This window comes from Jingyaoa shaoxingensis (assembly GCF_014385005.1).
In the GTDB taxonomy this organism is placed as follows: domain Bacteria; phylum Bacillota; class Clostridia; order Lachnospirales; family Lachnospiraceae; genus Marvinbryantia; species Marvinbryantia shaoxingensis.
Genome location: NZ_JACRSZ010000029.1, coordinates 1 through 16,169 on the forward strand (window position 1 = coordinate 1; position 16,169 = coordinate 16,169).

General features: G+C 43.0%; 14 protein-coding genes and 1 rRNA gene. 1 reads left to right on the forward strand and 14 read right to left on the reverse strand.

Annotated elements, in window-relative coordinates; all coding sequences use genetic code 11:
* Positions 1 to 206: 206 nt before the first annotated feature.
* From mnmA to H8716_RS16610, 4 genes are read right to left on the reverse strand one after another with little or no spacing between them, the layout of a single operon-like run.
* Positions 207 to 1,286: a tRNA 2-thiouridine(34) synthase MnmA gene (mnmA, locus tag H8716_RS16595; RefSeq protein ID WP_249310077.1), complete on the reverse strand. Its 1,080-nt coding sequence runs from the start codon at positions 1,284 to 1,286 to the stop codon at positions 207 to 209.
* A gap of 9 nt (positions 1,287 to 1,295) precedes the next feature.
* On the reverse strand, positions 1,296 to 1,733 hold the full coding sequence (gene nifU / locus H8716_RS16600) for a Fe-S cluster assembly scaffold protein NifU (protein ID WP_249310079.1): 438 nt from the start codon (positions 1,731 to 1,733) through the stop codon (positions 1,296 to 1,298).
* Between the two features lie 60 nt (positions 1,734 to 1,793).
* On the reverse strand, positions 1,794 to 2,978 hold the full coding sequence (gene nifS / locus H8716_RS16605; RefSeq protein ID WP_249310081.1) for a cysteine desulfurase NifS: 1,185 nt from the start codon (positions 2,976 to 2,978) through the stop codon (positions 1,794 to 1,796).
* 10 nt (positions 2,979 to 2,988) lie between these two features.
* Positions 2,989 to 3,447, reverse strand: coding sequence for an RrF2 family transcriptional regulator (locus tag H8716_RS16610; protein ID WP_249310083.1), 459 nt, complete (start codon positions 3,445 to 3,447; stop codon positions 2,989 to 2,991).
* 136 nt (positions 3,448 to 3,583) lie between these two features.
* Between H8716_RS16610 and H8716_RS16615 the strand changes: the two genes are divergently transcribed.
* Positions 3,584 to 4,921, forward strand: a complete 1,338-nt coding sequence (locus H8716_RS16615; RefSeq protein WP_249310084.1) for an oligosaccharide flippase family protein — start codon at positions 3,584 to 3,586, stop codon at positions 4,919 to 4,921.
* An 84-nt stretch (positions 4,922 to 5,005) separates the two neighbouring features.
* Here H8716_RS16615 and H8716_RS16620 read toward each other — a convergent pair whose 3' ends face one another.
* From H8716_RS16620 to H8716_RS16665, 10 genes are all read right to left on the reverse strand, one after another.
* On the reverse strand, positions 5,006 to 5,665 hold the full coding sequence (locus tag H8716_RS16620) for a hypothetical protein (RefSeq protein ID WP_249310085.1): 660 nt from the start codon (positions 5,663 to 5,665) through the stop codon (positions 5,006 to 5,008).
* A gap of 27 nt (positions 5,666 to 5,692) precedes the next feature.
* A complete protein-coding gene (gene glgA, locus H8716_RS16625; protein WP_249310087.1) occupies positions 5,693 to 7,129 on the reverse strand; it encodes a glycogen synthase GlgA in 1,437 nt (478 codons plus the stop codon).
* A gap of 84 nt (positions 7,130 to 7,213) precedes the next feature.
* Positions 7,214 to 8,011 carry a sporulation transcription factor Spo0A gene (gene spo0A / locus H8716_RS16630; protein WP_249310089.1) on the reverse strand — a complete coding sequence of 266 codons (798 nt, stop codon included), beginning with the start codon at positions 8,009 to 8,011 and terminating at the stop codon, positions 7,214 to 7,216.
* A 200-nt stretch (positions 8,012 to 8,211) separates the two neighbouring features.
* A complete protein-coding gene (locus H8716_RS16635; protein ID WP_249310091.1) occupies positions 8,212 to 8,754 on the reverse strand; it encodes a beta-class carbonic anhydrase in 543 nt (180 codons plus the stop codon).
* Between the two features lie 26 nt (positions 8,755 to 8,780).
* A complete protein-coding gene (locus H8716_RS16640; protein ID WP_249310093.1) occupies positions 8,781 to 9,812 on the reverse strand; it encodes a threonine aldolase family protein in 1,032 nt (343 codons plus the stop codon).
* On the reverse strand, positions 9,793 to 12,519 hold the full coding sequence (locus H8716_RS16645; RefSeq protein WP_249310094.1) for a translation factor GTPase family protein: 2,727 nt from the start codon (positions 12,517 to 12,519) through the stop codon (positions 9,793 to 9,795). Before H8716_RS16645 ends, H8716_RS16640 begins: the two co-directional genes overlap by 20 nt.
* A 127-nt stretch (positions 12,520 to 12,646) precedes the next feature.
* On the reverse strand, positions 12,647 to 12,862 hold the full coding sequence (locus H8716_RS16650; RefSeq protein WP_249310096.1) for a DUF378 domain-containing protein: 216 nt from the start codon (positions 12,860 to 12,862) through the stop codon (positions 12,647 to 12,649).
* 52 nt (positions 12,863 to 12,914) lie between these two features.
* Entirely contained in the window at positions 12,915 to 15,401 is a 2,487-nt protein-coding gene (locus tag H8716_RS17790) for an LTA synthase family protein (protein WP_249310098.1), read from the reverse strand.
* The gene (locus H8716_RS16660; protein ID WP_249310099.1) at positions 15,398 to 15,742 is read right to left on the reverse strand and encodes a hypothetical protein; all 345 of its coding nucleotides are present in this window, start codon (positions 15,740 to 15,742) and stop codon (positions 15,398 to 15,400) included. Before H8716_RS16660 ends, H8716_RS17790 begins: the two co-directional genes overlap by 4 nt.
* A 306-nt stretch (positions 15,743 to 16,048) precedes the next feature.
* A 23S ribosomal RNA gene (locus tag H8716_RS16665) occupies positions 16,049 to 16,169 on the reverse strand; the annotation flags it as partial.

Genomic DNA, 16,169 nt, shown 5'->3' on the forward strand with positions numbered 1-16,169 from the left:
AATTGCTCGCCCCTCTTACCGAGGTTACTTTATCCACTCGCTTAGTACCCTGCATTACTGCAACGCACCGAGTTTAGCTACACGGCTCACTGGCGATTACCGTGACCGGACTTACACCGGCTAGTGTGGTTCAGCTTCGCTGGACACACTACATAAAAAATGGGAAAGAAATTTGCCGTATCAGCATTCTCTTTCCCTCTTTGATTCTATCTTGAACTTTTTATGGTTCCACCCCCCAGTACATTTTCACCGTCGTAAAAGACGACTGCCTGTCCCGGTGTCATGGCACGCTGTGGATCGTCAAAGACACATTCTAGCTCATCTTCTCCGATTCTGCGTATCACAGCTGATGCTCCCTTGTGATTATAACGAATTTTGGCAATCACGCGCTTTTCACCTTCAATATCTGCTACAGACATAAAATTAATATGATCCGCATACAGGACAGTATGCATCAGATCCTGATTCTCTCCAATCACGACTTCATTGGTATCTGTTCTCAGGTCTGTAACAAATACCCGGTGTCCCATAGGCAGTTCCAGCCCACGTCTCTGACCAATGGTATAATGAGTAATTCCCTTATGGCGTCCGATAACTTTTCCGTCTCTGGTCACGAAATTACCTTCTGGTACCTTTTTACCGGTATATTCTTCCAGAAAAGAAGCATAGTCCCCATCCTTTACAAAACAGATATCCTGACTGTCCGGCTTGTGAGCCACACGCAGTCCGATATCAGAAGCAATCTTACGAATCTCATCCTTGGAGTACTCTCCTACTGGCATCAGTGTACGCTTTAGTTGCTCCTGTGTCAGATTATACAGTGCATAGGTCTGATCCTTAGATGCTGTCACAGAATTACATATGGTATATCGCCCGTTATCCAACTGACGGATTCTGGCGTAATGACCGGTTGCAATATAATCTGCTCCGATATCCAAGCTTCGCTTCAACAGAGACTCCCATTTTACATAACGGTTACAGGCAATGCATGGATTCGGTGTTCTTCCACACAGATATTCTCCGGCGAAATAATCCATCACTTTGTCTCTAAACTCAGCTTTGAAATTCATAACATAATATGGGATACCAAGATCATGTGCCACTCTTCTGGCATCTTCTACAGCACTGAGTCCACAGCAGCCACCGTTCTCCTGCTGCACCGTTTCTTCCTCATCCTGCCAGATCTGCATGGTGACACCCACCACATCATATCCCTGCTGCTTCAAAAGATAGGCAGCAACTGAGGAATCCACTCCTCCTGACATTCCAACTACTACTTTTTTCATAACCGATTCCTAGTATTCGTCCTCTTCTTCGCCTTCACTGATATCATTCTTTGGTTTGGAGAGTCCTTCGATCTTAATGTGATGTTTCTCAGCATAGTCCCAGAGTGCTGCATGAATTGCTTCCTCTGCCAGCAATGAACAATGTACCTTTACTGGTGGCAGTCCGTCCAGGGCTTCCATAACTGCTTTGTTGGTTACTTCCAGCGCCTGCTGAATCGTTTTTCCCTTTACCAGTTCTGTTGCCATGCTGCTGGTTGCTACTGCTGCGCCACAGCCAAAGGTCTTGAATTTGCAGTCCTGAATGATTCCGTTATCATCGATATCCAGATACATTCTCATGATATCTCCACATTTTGCGTTACCAACAGTACCTACACCGCTGGCATTTTCGATTTCTCCTACATTTCTTGGATGCTGAAAATGATCCATAACTTTTTCGCTGTACATTCTATATTCCTCCAGTATATTTCATTTCTGTTCCGACTCCGGTATCCCGGTGCATGCTTCTCAGCCTTTTGATTTTTTCACAAAATCTTCATACAGCGGAGACATGCTTCTGAGACGTTCGATAATCTTAGTCAGTTTCTCAATTACAAAATCAATGTCTTCTTTAGTGATCTCTTCACTTAAAGTCAGTCTTAAGGAACCATGCGCAATCTCATGAGGCAGTCCGATGGCCAGCAGTACATGAGACGGATCCAGAGATCCTGATGTGCAGGCAGATCCGCTGGAACCACATATGCCGTCCATATCCAGCATAATCAGCATAGATTCGCCTTCGATAAACTGGAAACTGAAGTTGGCATTGTTCGGCAAGCGCTTGATACGGTGACCATTCAATCTGGTATATGGGATCTCCTTTAAAATACGGTCAATCATGTAATCACGCAGTTCGATCTCTTTTGCGGTTCTCTCCTGCATGGTTGCAATAGCTCTCTTGGTAGCAACACCAAGACCTACGATACCAGGGATATTCTCTGTACCGGCACGGCGCTTTCTCTCCTGCGCACCACCATGTACGAAGGAACGGATCTTCACGCCCTTACGGATGTACAGGAAACCGATACCCTTTGGTCCGTTCAGCTTGTGTCCGCTGGCACTTAACATATCAATATGACATTCATCTACATTGATTGGTACCTGCCCAAATGCCTGAACTGCATCGGTATGGAATAAGATGCCATGTTCCTTGGCAATTGCTCCGATCTCTTTGATTGGCTGAATGGTTCCGATCTCGTTATTTGCAAACATAACAGAAATCAAAATAGTGGTCGGACGAATTGCCTTCTTCAGCTCATCCAGCTTGATGACACCGTTCTCATCTACATCTACATAAGTTACTTCGAATCCCTGCTTCTCCAGCCATTCACAGGTATGAAGAATCGCATGATGTTCAATCTTAGATGTAATGATGTGGTTGCCCTTGCTCTTATATGCTTCAGCAGTCGCTTTCAGTGCCCAGTTATCAGACTCAGATCCGCCTGCTGTAAAATAGATCTCTTCGCCTTTTGCTCCCAGTGCATCTGCAATGATGTCTCTAGCTTCATTCATTGCGTTCTTGGAATGATTGCCCAGATCGTAGATCGTAGATGCATTTCCATAATATTCTGTAAAATATGGTAACATTGCATCAACGACTTCCGGTGCAGTCTTAGTTGTTGCCGCATTATCCAGATAAATTATCTTCTTCATGATTCTTACCTCAATTCTCACATTTTATGGTAGCATTGCCATTTAGCTTCTGCGCTTTTTTGCTTTCCTTTACCAGTTGATCCAGTTTGATCTCATCGACTGCCTGGGTGATACTCTCATTCACCCTCTGCCATACATACTTGGTTACACAGAGTTCCGCACCTTCACAGCCCTTATTCTCCTGCAGGCCGGGACACTCTACTGCATTCAGATTGCCTTCCAGTGCACGGAGAATATCTCCCACCGAAATCTCTGCTGCATCCTTGGCAAGCCGGTATCCGCCCTGTGCACCACGTACACTTACGATCAAACCTGCCTTTCTGAGCTTCCCCATGAGCTGTTCCAGGTAACTTTCGGAAATCCCCTGACGCATGGCGATACAACTGATGGATACTGCCTCTTTATCACAGTGCATTGCCAGATCAATCAGCGCGCGCAGCCCATATCTTCCCTTTGTGGATAGTTTCATGCTGCCACCTCTTTTGCTTTTTAATTCCCACTAAATTACTCGGGTTTCATCACTGATGAATATAACACCACTTTTTTGTTCTGTCAAGCATTTGCCGGGAATATATTGCTAAAAATACAATCTCTGAGGGATCCCCATGCTTCTGAAAAATAAACTTGTCAAAGGAACCTTTATCCTGACGTTTTCCGGGCTTCTGAGCCGTTTTATCGGTTTCTTTTATAGAGTATTCTTATCCAGGGCAATTGGTGCCGAAGGTCTTGGTCTCTATCAGATTGTCTTTCCCCTCTATATGCTTGCTTACAGTATCACGGTTTCCGGAATCCAGACTTCCATATCCAGACTGGTCTCTGCCAGATTTGCCCTGTACGACCACCGTGGTGCACGCCATATTCTGCTTGCAGGAATTCTGCTGTCTCTCCTGCTGTCCGTTCCGGTATCTGCCTTTCTTTTTTTCTTCTGTCATCTGCTATCCTCTATCTGCCTAAAAACAGACAGAGCCGCAGCTCTTATACGCCTTATGGCCTTCGCTATCCCATTTGGCTCCTTCCATGCCTGCGTGGACGGTTATTACTTTGGAATGCAGAAAACCGGAATTCCAGCTATACGCCAGCTTTTGGAACAGGGAATCCGCTTCTTGCTGCTCTTCCTCCTGTGTCAGAATTTCTTTCCACTTAACCATGAAGTTTCTCCGCTAACGGCTGTTTTCATTCTGGTGGCAGAAGAAGCTTTTGCAGCACTTTTTTCTTTTACCGCACTGTTTTTTCACAGTATTTTTCCATATCTGCAAAAAAAGACAGGAGATCCTGTCCGTTCTTCCAGTATGGTTTTTCTTACCGATGATATCAGGGAAATTGGCAAAGAAGCTCTGCCTCTTTCCGGAAATCGTTTTATCATGTGTATTCTGCAAAGCTGTGAGGCCAGCCTGCTGCCGGTTACTTTGCAGCTCTCTGGCTATGGTTCCGGAAAAGCTCTGAGCATTTATGGTATTTTAAGTGGAATGGCTCTGCCTATGGTTCTCTTTCCCACTGCAATTACGTCTTCTTTATCAACCATGCTGCTTCCTTCTGTCTCTGCTGCCAGGGCAAGTCAGTCAGCTTCACGTGTGCGCAAACTGATCCGGAAAAGCTGTCGTTCCTGCCTGGCTGTAGGAATTCTGTTTTCTCTGTTTTTTCTGTTCTTTGGAAGAACTGCTACAGCCATTCTTTTTCAGAATGCACTGGCTGGCTTCTATGTACAGTCCTTTGCTTTCATCTGTCCTCTGCTCTATCTGAATCCGGTTCTTTTTTCGATTCTGAACGGGCTGGGTCAGAGTTCTTCCGTCTTTTTTTATAACCTGTCTGGATTAATCCTGCGTCTGCTGGCTGTACTACTGGCTGTACCTCGTTTTGGCATCACCGGTTACTTCTGCGGTCTTTTTCTCAGCCAGCTTTTATGTTGCTTTTTGTGTACACAGCGTATCCACCGTTCTGTCTGAACATTGCTCTGACGTAATACCTGTCTCACTTTTGAAAAACAACGATCCCGGCTGCTTCCTGCCGGGATCATTGTTCCTGTGGTTCTACTTATCCTTCGAAGGAATCCATTTTCCATTCTTATCTACATAATGGGTTCCCACATAGGTATTCTTTGCCATATATCCATTACTTTTGAAATAATACCAGTTGGCTTTTTTCGTCTTTTTATCCCGGATGCACATCCAGGTCTTTACAGCATAATTGCCTTTGCTGATCCGGTATCTGGTGCCTTTTTTATTCGTCACTAAACCTGCTGATGACTTTGGCTGTGCCGTCCGTACGCCATCCATTCCATAATAATTGCCGTACTTATCATAATCATTCACCAGACGACCATTTCCCAGAAAATAGTGGCCATTTTTCACGGTATTCTTGAACATCTGTCCATTTTTATTGAAGTAATAACAACAGATGCCATATTTTCCCCTGGAATCTTTTGTATACAATACCTGCCAGCCGATCAGCATATATCCATTGCGGTCGAACGCATAGGTGTATTTCTTACCGTCATAGCTCAGATTCTTTATTGCAGGTACAGTAATTTTTCCATGCATTCTTCCCCTGAGATACGTATTCGCTGTTACATAATATCGGTATTTTCCATTAGACATTCTGCGAAACCCGGCACTTGCGGTTGTGCCAAGTACCAGCAGCATAGTCATCAATAAGAAAAGGGTGATCTTTGCTTTCTTTTTTCCTGTCATATATGTTCCTCTGTTTTCTCCTGTCTTCTATAACCAATTATACAGTTCTGCATATTTTCCTGCAGATGCATTCCATGAAAAGTCTGCCTGCATTCCTCTCTGAACCATCTTGTTCCACTCAGTCTTCTTGTCTACATAGACAGAATGAGCGTACCGGATGGTATCAAACATCTCGTGTGCGTTATAGTTTGCAAAGCTGAATCCTGTCCCGATTCCTTCATATTCATTATATGGTTCTACGGTATCTTTCAGTCCACCGGTCTCTCTTATAATCGGTACTGTTCCGTAACGCAGACTCATCAGCTGACTGAGACCACACGGTTCAAATAGTGACGGCATCAGGAACGCATCACATGCTGCGTAGATCTTGTGTGAAATATCTTCTGAGTAATAAATATTCGCAGATACCTTTTCTGGATACTTCCATGCAAAATGCCGGAACATATTCTCGTATTTCTCTTCACCGGTTCCAAGTACCACAATCTGATAATCTTGCTGGCACATCTCTTCCATCATATAATCAATGAGGTCCATGCCCTTCTGATCCGTCAGTCTGGATACGATTCCTATCATAAACGCATCTTTCTTCTGTGGCAGGCCGAGCTGCTTCTGCAATTCTGCCTTATTCTTTGCCTTTTCCTCCTGGAAATGCCCTGCACTGTAATTCTGGTAAATCAGTCGGTCTGTCTGCGGATTCCATTCATTATAATCCAACCCGTTCACAATCCCTCTCAGGTCATGGGCTCTTGCTCTCATCAGACCATCCAGATTTTCACCATAAAACGGTGTCTTGATCTCTTCTGCATAAGACGGACTTACCGTTGTAAGTGCATCTGCATATACAAGACCGCCCTTCAGATAATTGGCATCTCCATATAATTCCAATTTATCCGGTGTGAAATAGTAATCTGCAAGACCTGTAATATTCTTAATAGACTGCATATCCCACACCCCCTGGAACTTCAGGTTATGGATAGTCATAACGCTCTTCATGTTGGCGTAAAAGTCATTCTCATGAAATTTGTCCTTCAGAAACACCGGTACCAGACCAGTCTGCCAGTCATGGCAGTGTATGATATCCGGCTGGAATTCGATAACCGGAAGAACAGATAATGCTGCCTTTGAGAAAAATGCGAACTTCTCCACGTCTTCATAGATATTTCCATATGGCTTAAAGCCTGCAAAATAATACTCGTTATCTATGAAATAAAAATGTATTCCCTCATAAATGGTCTCCAGCACACCCACATACTGGCTTCTCCATCCCAGATCCATATAAAAATGTGTAATATAGTTCAACTGCTTTTTGTATTCTTCCTTCATACACATATATTTGGGCAGAATAACTCTTACATCAAACTGGTTCTTATCCAGGTACTTTGGAAGTGATCCCACTACGTCTGCCAGCCCGCCGGTCTTTATAAACGGTACCCCTTCTGAAGCTACAAATAATATCTTCTTCATATGAACCTCCCACTGGTTTTCTTCTCATACAGTATACCCCTTTTCATTAAAAAGAGCAACTGCTCCTCATGGGAAACGTTCATCTTATCTGTTCTTGTATTCCAGTCGTACTTTATCTGCTATTAATGCAATAAATTCTGAATTCGTCGGCTTGCCTTTTCCTCCATTGACTGTATAGCCAAACAGTTCATCAATGGTATCCATCTTACCTCTGCTCCATGCCACCTCAATGGCATGCCTGATTGCCCTCTCCACACGGCTGGGCGTAGTCTGATGCATTTTAGCGATGGTCGGATACAGGATCTTGGTTATGGAATTGAGCATCTCCATGTCATTTACAGACATCATAATTGAATCTCTCAGATACTGATAGCCTTTGATGTGGGCAGGTACACCGATTTCATGAATGATATTCGTCACATCCGTCTCCAGATTCCGTTCCATATACTCTCGCTTGCTCTCATAAGCCTTTACCCTTTTTGCCTCTGCAAAACTTTTCTCACTGGTCTGCTTTACATGACGGATCCGGTTCAGTACCATATCATTATCAAATGGCTTCAATATATAATAATCTGCCCCAAGTTCAAAGGCATTCTCTGTGATCTTTTCCTGTCCGATTGCCGTAATGACAATGAATGCCGGGCGCTTCTTGATCTCTCCGTCTGCATTGATCTTTTCCATCACACTCAATCCGTCCATCTTTGGCATTACAATATCCAGAAGTACCACATCCGGTTCTTTCTGCTTTATGATATTGACGATTTCTTCCCCGTTTCCTGCCTTGCCTACTACTTCCAGTTCCTTATCGCTCTTCACAATATTCTCTAATAACTGTACGATTCTTTCATTATCATCTGCAATGGCTACATTTAATTTTTCCAAGAATCTATCCTCCAAAATCTTTCATTTTCTCGTCATGTTTTTATTATAGTCAGCCATTGTTCCAGTTAGCAAGGAATTTTCATCGTATTTATTCGACAAAATTCGACATCTTCACTCCATTTTGGTCGTTGCTCACGCAAAAGAGGGCTGTGTCACGAACTTCTCCGTGACACAACCCTCGTATCTATTCATTCAAACATCTAACAGACCGGATACAGTTCCCCAGTCTTAGTATCCATGATATATCCGGTGATTCCCACATCCTTTGGAATCAATGGATGTTCTTTTAAGATCTTAACGGTATCTTCTACAGATTCACGAATGGTATTGAAACCGCAAAGCCATTTTTCAAAATCTACTCCGGCATATTTGAGCATCTCTACGCTCTCCATGTTAATTCCACGCTCCTTCAAATGTCCGAGAATCATATCGGAATCAATATGCTGTACACCGCAGTCTGTGTGGCCAATGACCATGACATCTTCTACTCCAAGCTCTACGATGGCAACCAGGAGACTCCTTACCACACTTCCAAATGGATGCGTAATCACTGCACCTGCATTTTTGATAATCTTAGCATCTCCGTCCTTGATTCCCAGAGCCGCCGGAAGCAGTTCAGTCAATCTGGTATCCATGCAGGATAAGATTGCCAGCTTCTTCTCAGGATACTTTCCTGCCCGGTAACGTTCGTATTCTTTGTTCTCTACAAACTTCTTATTGTAGTCCAAAATCTCCTGAATCATGTTTGTTCCTCCCGTACATTATGATTTTACAGAATCTCAATCAGCCGGTCTAGGTCTTCTTCTCTGGTTGCCCAACTGGTCACAAATCTCATGACTGTATGGGTATCGTCGTAATTCTCAAAGAAATCAAAGTCCACTTTCTCCAGCAATTCATTCTTCTTCCTGTTCTCCATCAGTACAAACTGCTGGTTCGTCGGTGAATCCAGATACAGAGTATATCCCTTTTCCACCAATGCTTTCTTCAGTTTTTCTGCCTTGACAATCGCATGTCTGGAAATATCCAGATACAGATGATCTGTAAACAATGTATCAAATTGTATACCGATCAGTCTTCCTTTTGCCAGCAGCGCTCCATGCTGCTTAATTGTGGTGAAAAACTTTGGAATCAGACCCTTCTTCGGTATTACTACCGCTTCTCCGCAGAATGCTCCTACTTTGGTTCCGCCTATATAAAATACATCACAGCTTCTGGCAAGTACCGGAAGTGTCACATCTGTGTCTTCTGCTGCCAGACCATATCCCAGTCTTGCTCCATCCACAAACAGCGGAATCTGGTATTCCTGGCAGACTTTGTGGATCTCTTCCAGTTCTCTGGCTGTATACAGCGTTCCATACTCTGTCGGATGGGTCAGATACACCATTCCTGGCTGAACCATATGCTCATGATTCTCATCTGAATAAAACCATTTTAAATAACTGCCGACTGATTCTGCATTAATTTTCCCATCTTTCTGAGGTAATGTCAATACTTTATGTCCGGTATACTCAATTGCACCTGCCTCATGTACATTCACATGCCCCGTCTCTGCTGCAATTACTCCGTCATAGGAATGAAGGAGTGCTGCTATCACCGTTGCATTCGTCTGTGTTCCTCCTACCAGGAAATGTACTTCTCCGTCAGGACATTCACAGGCTTCCAGAATTTTCTTCTTAGCGCTGGCGCAGTAAGGATCATTTCCGTATCCTGCAGTCTGCTCCAGATTCGTCTCAACCAGACGTTTCAGAATCTGTGGATGTACTCCTTCCATATAATCACAGTTAAATTTCATTTTTTTCATTGTGTTTCTCCTCACATGTTTTTTTTCCTAAGCGGATTTCTTCCAGATATTCTGCAAATTCCGGATTCAAATCCTGAAACAGTTTGCGACCAGATCCATTTGTTTGTTCCAGATATTGTTCCTGTATTTCTTTTCGCACCAGTTCCAGTTCTTCCCACAGACCATTCGCCGACATCCTGGATGCTCCCGCGCCCCAGATGATTTTCTGCTCCAGTGCATCTGAAGTTGCCACCGTTACATGATATTTTTTGCCTATTTCATGCACTGTTTTTTCAATATACTGATCCGCTGTCTCTGCTTCTTTTGTATAAACCACATGAATATTATGATACTTTTCTACTGATCCAATGCCCCCTTCCACCTTATAGGCATCATACACCAGAATCAATGTATTTTTCTTATACCCCTGATAATTGCAAAGCAGATCCATCAGTTTGCTTCTGGCACTGTCGATATTGATTTCTGCCAATTCTTTTAACTGTGGAATAGCAAAAATAATATTGTATCCGTCCACTAACAAGTATTCTTTTTCCTCTGTTTTTTTCTGTATGCTGCTGCCCGGAGCTGTAACCATTCTGACGCCACGTTCCTCTGTTCTGCGTCTTCTCCAGCCGGAACGCTCTCCATTGCCATTGCCATAAGTACGGTTAAAGATCTCTTCCAGTTCACTGTCATCTCCCCAGCCACGGGATGTGGCATAAACTGCCGATGTCCTTCTTGCCGGCTCTTCTTCTGATTCTTCTGCTGTCTTTTTTGCCAGAATTCCGTCCAGATGCATATAATCATAGACTTCATTCCATGGTACCACGAATCCCGCTCCATGGGCACAAAATATGGATCCTGTAGGATTCTCCAGATCTGCCTCTGCATCGTATGCCATCTGGCTGACCACCTCTTCCTGATTATGACAGACTTCATATCCTTTCAGTGTACAGAACAAATGTCCCCGGCCTCTGGAATAGGCTATAACTTCCTTCTGGTAATCTCTCATGAGCGATACCGGTGCACTGCCCGTCAGGATTGCTGTCTCCCCATCTGTCTGAGGCGGCTGGAACTCTCCGTTCATTCTGGTCAGATCTGACATAGCACGTCCCACATTTTCTGCCGGTATCTCCAGTCGGAACTGATAGACCGGTTCCAGAAGTATACTCTTTGCCATCTTCAGTCCCTGTCTTACTGCCCGATAGGTTGCCTGCCGGAAGTCTCCGCCTTCTGTATGCTTCTGATGCGCTTTTCCAGCAATCAGCGTGATCTGCATATCCGTTATCTCAGATCCTGTCAAAACTCCCAGATACTTCTTTTCTTCTAGATGTGTCAATATTAGTCTCTGCCAGTTCCGGTCCAGAACATCTTCGCTGCACTGTGCAGAAAAGTGAAGACCACTTCCCCTCTCCAGTGGCTGCATCAGCAGATGTACTTCCGCATAGTGGCGAAGTGGCTCAAAGTGTCCAACGCCTTCCACTGGTTCTGCTATGGTTTCTTTATAAGTGATACTGCCTGCTCCAAATTCAATATCCAGATCATATCTGTCATGTATCAGCTTCTTCAGTACTTCGATCTGCACTTCTCCCATTACTTTGGCAGAGATCTCCTGCGTATGTTCATCCCACACAATATGAAGCTGCGGTTCCTCTTCCTCCAACTGACATAACTTCAAAAATATGCCATGGGCATCGCATCCTTTCGGCAGACAGATTTGGTAGGATAATACCGGCTCCAGCATTGGTTCCCCGCCTTCCGGCTCCGCCCCGTACCCCATTCCTGCCTGACTGTCCTGCAGTCCGGTAACTGCACAGATCTCTCCTGCTGCAACCACTTCTGCCAGTTCATGCGATGTACCGGAATACAGCCGGATCTGATCTGCTTTTTCTTTCCCGCCATCTTTCTGGCTGCTTTCCAGAATCCCTTTTACCCGTAATTTTCCACCTGTTATTTTCATATGTGTCAAACGGTTTCCCTGTGAATCTCTTGAGATCTTATATACTCTGGCACCAAATTCTTCTCCGTATTTCGGTAACTGCACCAGACCGTGTAATCCATTCATGAATTCTTCTACCCCTTCAAGGCGCAGCGCCGATCCAAAATAACACGGGAACACTTCACGGTTACGTATTGCTTTTTTCACTGTTTTCAGCTCTACCTCCTGATGCTCCAGATATTGCTGCATCAGTTCCTCATTGCACATTGCCAGTTCATCGCAGATCTCTTCTTTTCGATTATATGTTTTGGAAAAATCGATACAGCGGTCATCCAGATACTTATGTAGATTCTCCAGAACTTTTTCTTTTTTCATGCCAGGCATGTCCATTTTATTTACAAACAAAAATACCGGTATCCTATATTGCCTCAGAAGATTCCACAGGGTAATATCATGCCCCTGTACTCCGTCCGGCGCACTGATCACCAGTATGGCATAATCTAATACCTGAAGTGTCCGTTCCATCTCTGCTGAGAAATCCACATGTCCAGGTGTATCGAGCAGCGTATATCTTTGGTTTTTCCACGTGAATCTCGCCTGTTTGGAAAATATGGTAATTCCTCTTGCACGCTCCATCTCAAAGGTATCCAGATATGTATCTTTATGATCCACCCGGCCTGGCTTTCTGATGGTGCCACTGTAATAAAGCAAGCCTTCTGCCATAGTGGTTTTTCCTGCATCTACGTGTGCCAGTATGCCTAAAATTAAATTTTCTGATTTTTCTATCATTCTTTTTTCCATCCTTTGCATCAATTGTACACGATCGTACCCCTTTCGTCAAACCTGTGATGTATTCCGCACTCTGCTGCCGCACATAAAAAATGGCGGCCAGATATCTTCTCCAGCCGCCATTTTTCTATTCTGTTCTTGAATCACTTCCTGTTCTTCCGATAAAAGAGAGTAAATACAAGCCGCAGATTCCTACTACTACATAAATGATTCTGGTGATCCAAGACATATCACCGAAGATCCAGGATACCAGATTGAATTTGAACAATCCAATCAGTCCCCAGTTCAGTGTTCCAATCACACTGATAATCAATGCTGTATAGTCCAAACCACGATTATCCATTTTGCCACCTCCTTTTTATTAGTATTCCAGAAAGTGTGCAAAATATGTATTTCTATTGCGCAAGGTAATAAAATTCTTCCAGTCTGTTCTTTGAATCAAACAGATTATTGTATTGTATCATCTGATATTCCTGAATCAGGTCACTATACTGAGATTTGTCATCCAGTTCATGCAGCTCTCCGTCTGCTCCCTGATAAGCATTGGCCGTGATCATCGGTACCTGCTCATAGAGATCCATCAGATACTTCTGATATCCTGTCATCTTTCCTCCGATCACTTTCATCAGATAGGCTGACAGATAATTGGCACTCATATCCACTTCTTCTTCCTGAATATCATAATTAGCCCAGATAATGTACGGAACCGTATATTTATTCTTCGTATCTTCCAGCGTGAACTTGTCTGATTTCTTTCCAATCAGGCTTTCATAAAAAGATGTGGACAACGACGGCTGATGATCCCCAAACATGACGATAACCGTTGGTTCATCTACTTTCTGGAAATATTCCACCAGATTTTTAAATGCATCGTCTGTCTTTTTGATCAGATTGATATACTGTTCTGCTGCTTCATCCTTCTGTGCATCACCGGTAATCTTAATCGGTGTATCAATCAGACCCTGGGATGCCGAGTATCCACCGTGATTCTGAATTGTTACATTGAAAATGTAAAAGGGATCTTCTGATGTTTTTCTGCTTTCCTCATATCTGGAAATCAGTACATCAAAATCCGTCTGATCTGATACAAAGTTACGAATATACTCCACATCCACATTATCAACATCTGATACTCCGATAAAATCCTGGAATCCCAGAAGTGGATAGACCACATCTCTGTTCCATGCATTCTTGGTAAGTAAGTGTACTGCTTCATTTCCAGTATACCCGTCTGATATCAGATTATGTGTCAGTGACGGGAAGTTATCTTTAATATAGGTATCATACGGAATGGACCGAAATGGTAAAAATGCCATAGAGCATCCTGTCAGAAATTCAAACTCTGTATTGGCTGTATTACCTGCAAATACTGAAACATATAGATCACCTTTTACAGTATCTTCTGTCAGCCCGTGTACAAATGGCATGTAATCTTCCGATGTCTCCAGATTGCCGTCGACATTCAAGTCCGAATAAGCTTCATTCATAATTGCAATAATATTCGGTTTTACTGTATCTGATGTTTCTGACGCAGAATCTGACTTATAATCCTGTACCAGTTCTTCTACTTTACCGGCAGAATAATTTTTAGGTTCATCTACTACGTAATACGTATAGCTCAGAAAAAAGGATAACAGGGATCCATTGCTTGCATAGTTTCTGGACGGTTCCCAGACGCTTACGGTAATACCATGTTTTTTCATCAGATCCCCATGCAAAAGCTGGGTATAAAATACACTGTATGGGATACAGAATCCAATCAATGAGCATATTCTCTGTTTCCACTTCAGACCTTTGTAGCTTCGAAGGCTTAAGGTAACACAAATAAAAGCTGTCGTATATACCAGTGCCCACAATGCCGACAGATTCAGTTCATAAGAATAATGCGACGCCACATCCATTGCAGTTCCATAGGATGCCAGATCTGCAGCCATTACCGGAATTCCCCTAAATTCCCACACAAAATAATTGGCAAGTCCTGCGATAGATGACAGTCCAGTCAACAGCACTGCTGTATATTTGGTACGATTACAGATCAGATAAATCAACCACCAGATCAGACCATAAAGCAGGTAATTGGTGATTCCTTTTAATCTAAAAGAGAGATGAATGAAACTTCCAATTCCATATCCTGAATATCTCTGTACGATGAAAAACGACATTGGCACAGAGGCCAGAAAAAGAATGCGGGACAATACCTTATTCATGTCCAGTGTCTTTTCCTCTTTTCCAGGTAATTTTAATTTCCAGTCCTGTAATGGCAGACATACCAGAATTATCGCAATCAATAATATTGCATACATCATATACATACTGTTAGCTGCAAAATGCATCATTCCAATTTGCAGTTTGATACGCCCATCTGCACTTTCATCATTTACTGTAAGATCACCAAACAGTTTTCCCTTTTCCTGCATTTCATACAGGTAAACACCCTTTTTACTTTCTACATCTATGCTTTTTATCACAAGGCTGTATGTCTGGTTCTTCTCCACTTCTACATTTAATGCAAAGGTTGTGGTCACAGATGTTTTTGACTGTTTCAGTTTTTTTACATCTTTTTTTGCAGAAGCTAATACATTGCCAGTCTGATCTTCCAGATCTACCTCTATGGTTCCAGCTCCATTTTTCTGTTCCCATGCCTTGAAATCAATCATTACTTTCGTAATCTCCGATTCTCTCGCTATAAAATCCTGTCTGATTTCCTGATTTCCAATCAGTGAGATTTCTGCCGGACTAACTTTTTCTCCATTTTCATCTAATGGCATCGTATTTGAGGCACTGTATTCTTTTTCAATATAAAATTGATCTTTATGGATTCCTACAGTTATCGTCATAACAAGCAGAATTATCACCAGAAGTACTTTTTTTATATTCTTCACTTATCTTTCTCCTTTCCAATCTGTATTTCTTTCTGATAAGTTTCTATCCATTTCAGAATTTCCCGTATATATTCCGGTCGATCCACATGCAATGCATGCTCATTACCTTTTTTATCATCTATCATGATGCTGTATTCATCAATAGGAAATTCGCCGAATTCTCCTCCTGCCACTCTCATATACATTCTCCGAATATCCTGATATGCAATATATGATGTGCGAAAAAAATATTTGTGTATGAGGATCTGATCTCCTAACGTTATTTCCGCAATTCTTTTTCCTGATTTTTGTTGTATTTTCACGAAATCCTTTTCCAGGTTCTTTCCATATAATACTTTCATTTTTCTCTCCTGTTCGGATTAACCTCAAAAAGACCAGCCGTCATGACAGGCTGGTCTTCAATTTCATTTCTACTTTTATTATCTTTAGTAAAACTGTTATCTTTTGTACCTTCAAAACCGCATACGGTAAATACTTTTCATCCGTGTTTCCCAAACCTGCTGACGCTTATTCGCGGTCATTCGGAATCCGCTTCGCTTCTTCCTCATGCCTTTTGCTCCGCAAATGTCTGTCCTGAATCCGCCTGTGCCCCGGAATGCAAGCATTCCTCCTTCACAGCCGTCTCCGTCCAGCCGCTCTTAAGCTTTTTGGTCAAGCCTTCGACCTATTAGTGACAGTCAGCTCCATACATTACTGCACTTCCACCTCTGCCCTATCTACCTCGTCGTCTTCAAGGGGTCTTATTGCTTTCGCATGAGATATCTCATC

Coding starts and splice junctions, on each gene's coding strand:
- mnmA (WP_249310077.1), bottom strand. CDS start 1,286: ATGAAAAAAGTAGTAGTTGGAATGTCAGGAGGAGTGGATTCCTCAGTT.
- nifU (WP_249310079.1), bottom strand. CDS start 1,733: ATGTACAGCGAAAAAGTTATGGATCATTTTCAGCATCCAAGAAATGTA.
- nifS (WP_249310081.1), bottom strand. CDS start 2,978: ATGAAGAAGATAATTTATCTGGATAATGCGGCAACAACTAAGACTGCA.
- H8716_RS16610 (WP_249310083.1), bottom strand. CDS start 3,447: ATGAAACTATCCACAAAGGGAAGATATGGGCTGCGCGCGCTGATTGAT.
- H8716_RS16615 (WP_249310084.1), top strand. CDS start 3,584: ATGCTTCTGAAAAATAAACTTGTCAAAGGAACCTTTATCCTGACGTTT.
- H8716_RS16620 (WP_249310085.1), bottom strand. CDS start 5,665: ATGACAGGAAAAAAGAAAGCAAAGATCACCCTTTTCTTATTGATGACT.
- glgA (WP_249310087.1), bottom strand. CDS start 7,129: ATGAAGAAGATATTATTTGTAGCTTCAGAAGGGGTACCGTTTATAAAG.
- H8716_RS16635 (WP_249310091.1), bottom strand. CDS start 8,754: ATGATTCAGGAGATTTTGGACTACAATAAGAAGTTTGTAGAGAACAAA.
- H8716_RS16640 (WP_249310093.1), bottom strand. CDS start 9,812: ATGAAAAAAATGAAATTTAACTGTGATTATATGGAAGGAGTACATCCA.
- H8716_RS16645 (WP_249310094.1), bottom strand. CDS start 12,519: ATGATAGAAAAATCAGAAAATTTAATTTTAGGCATACTGGCACACGTA.
- H8716_RS16650 (WP_249310096.1), bottom strand. CDS start 12,862: ATGGATAATCGTGGTTTGGACTATACAGCATTGATTATCAGTGTGATT.
- H8716_RS16660 (WP_249310099.1), bottom strand. CDS start 15,742: ATGAAAGTATTATATGGAAAGAACCTGGAAAAGGATTTCGTGAAAATA.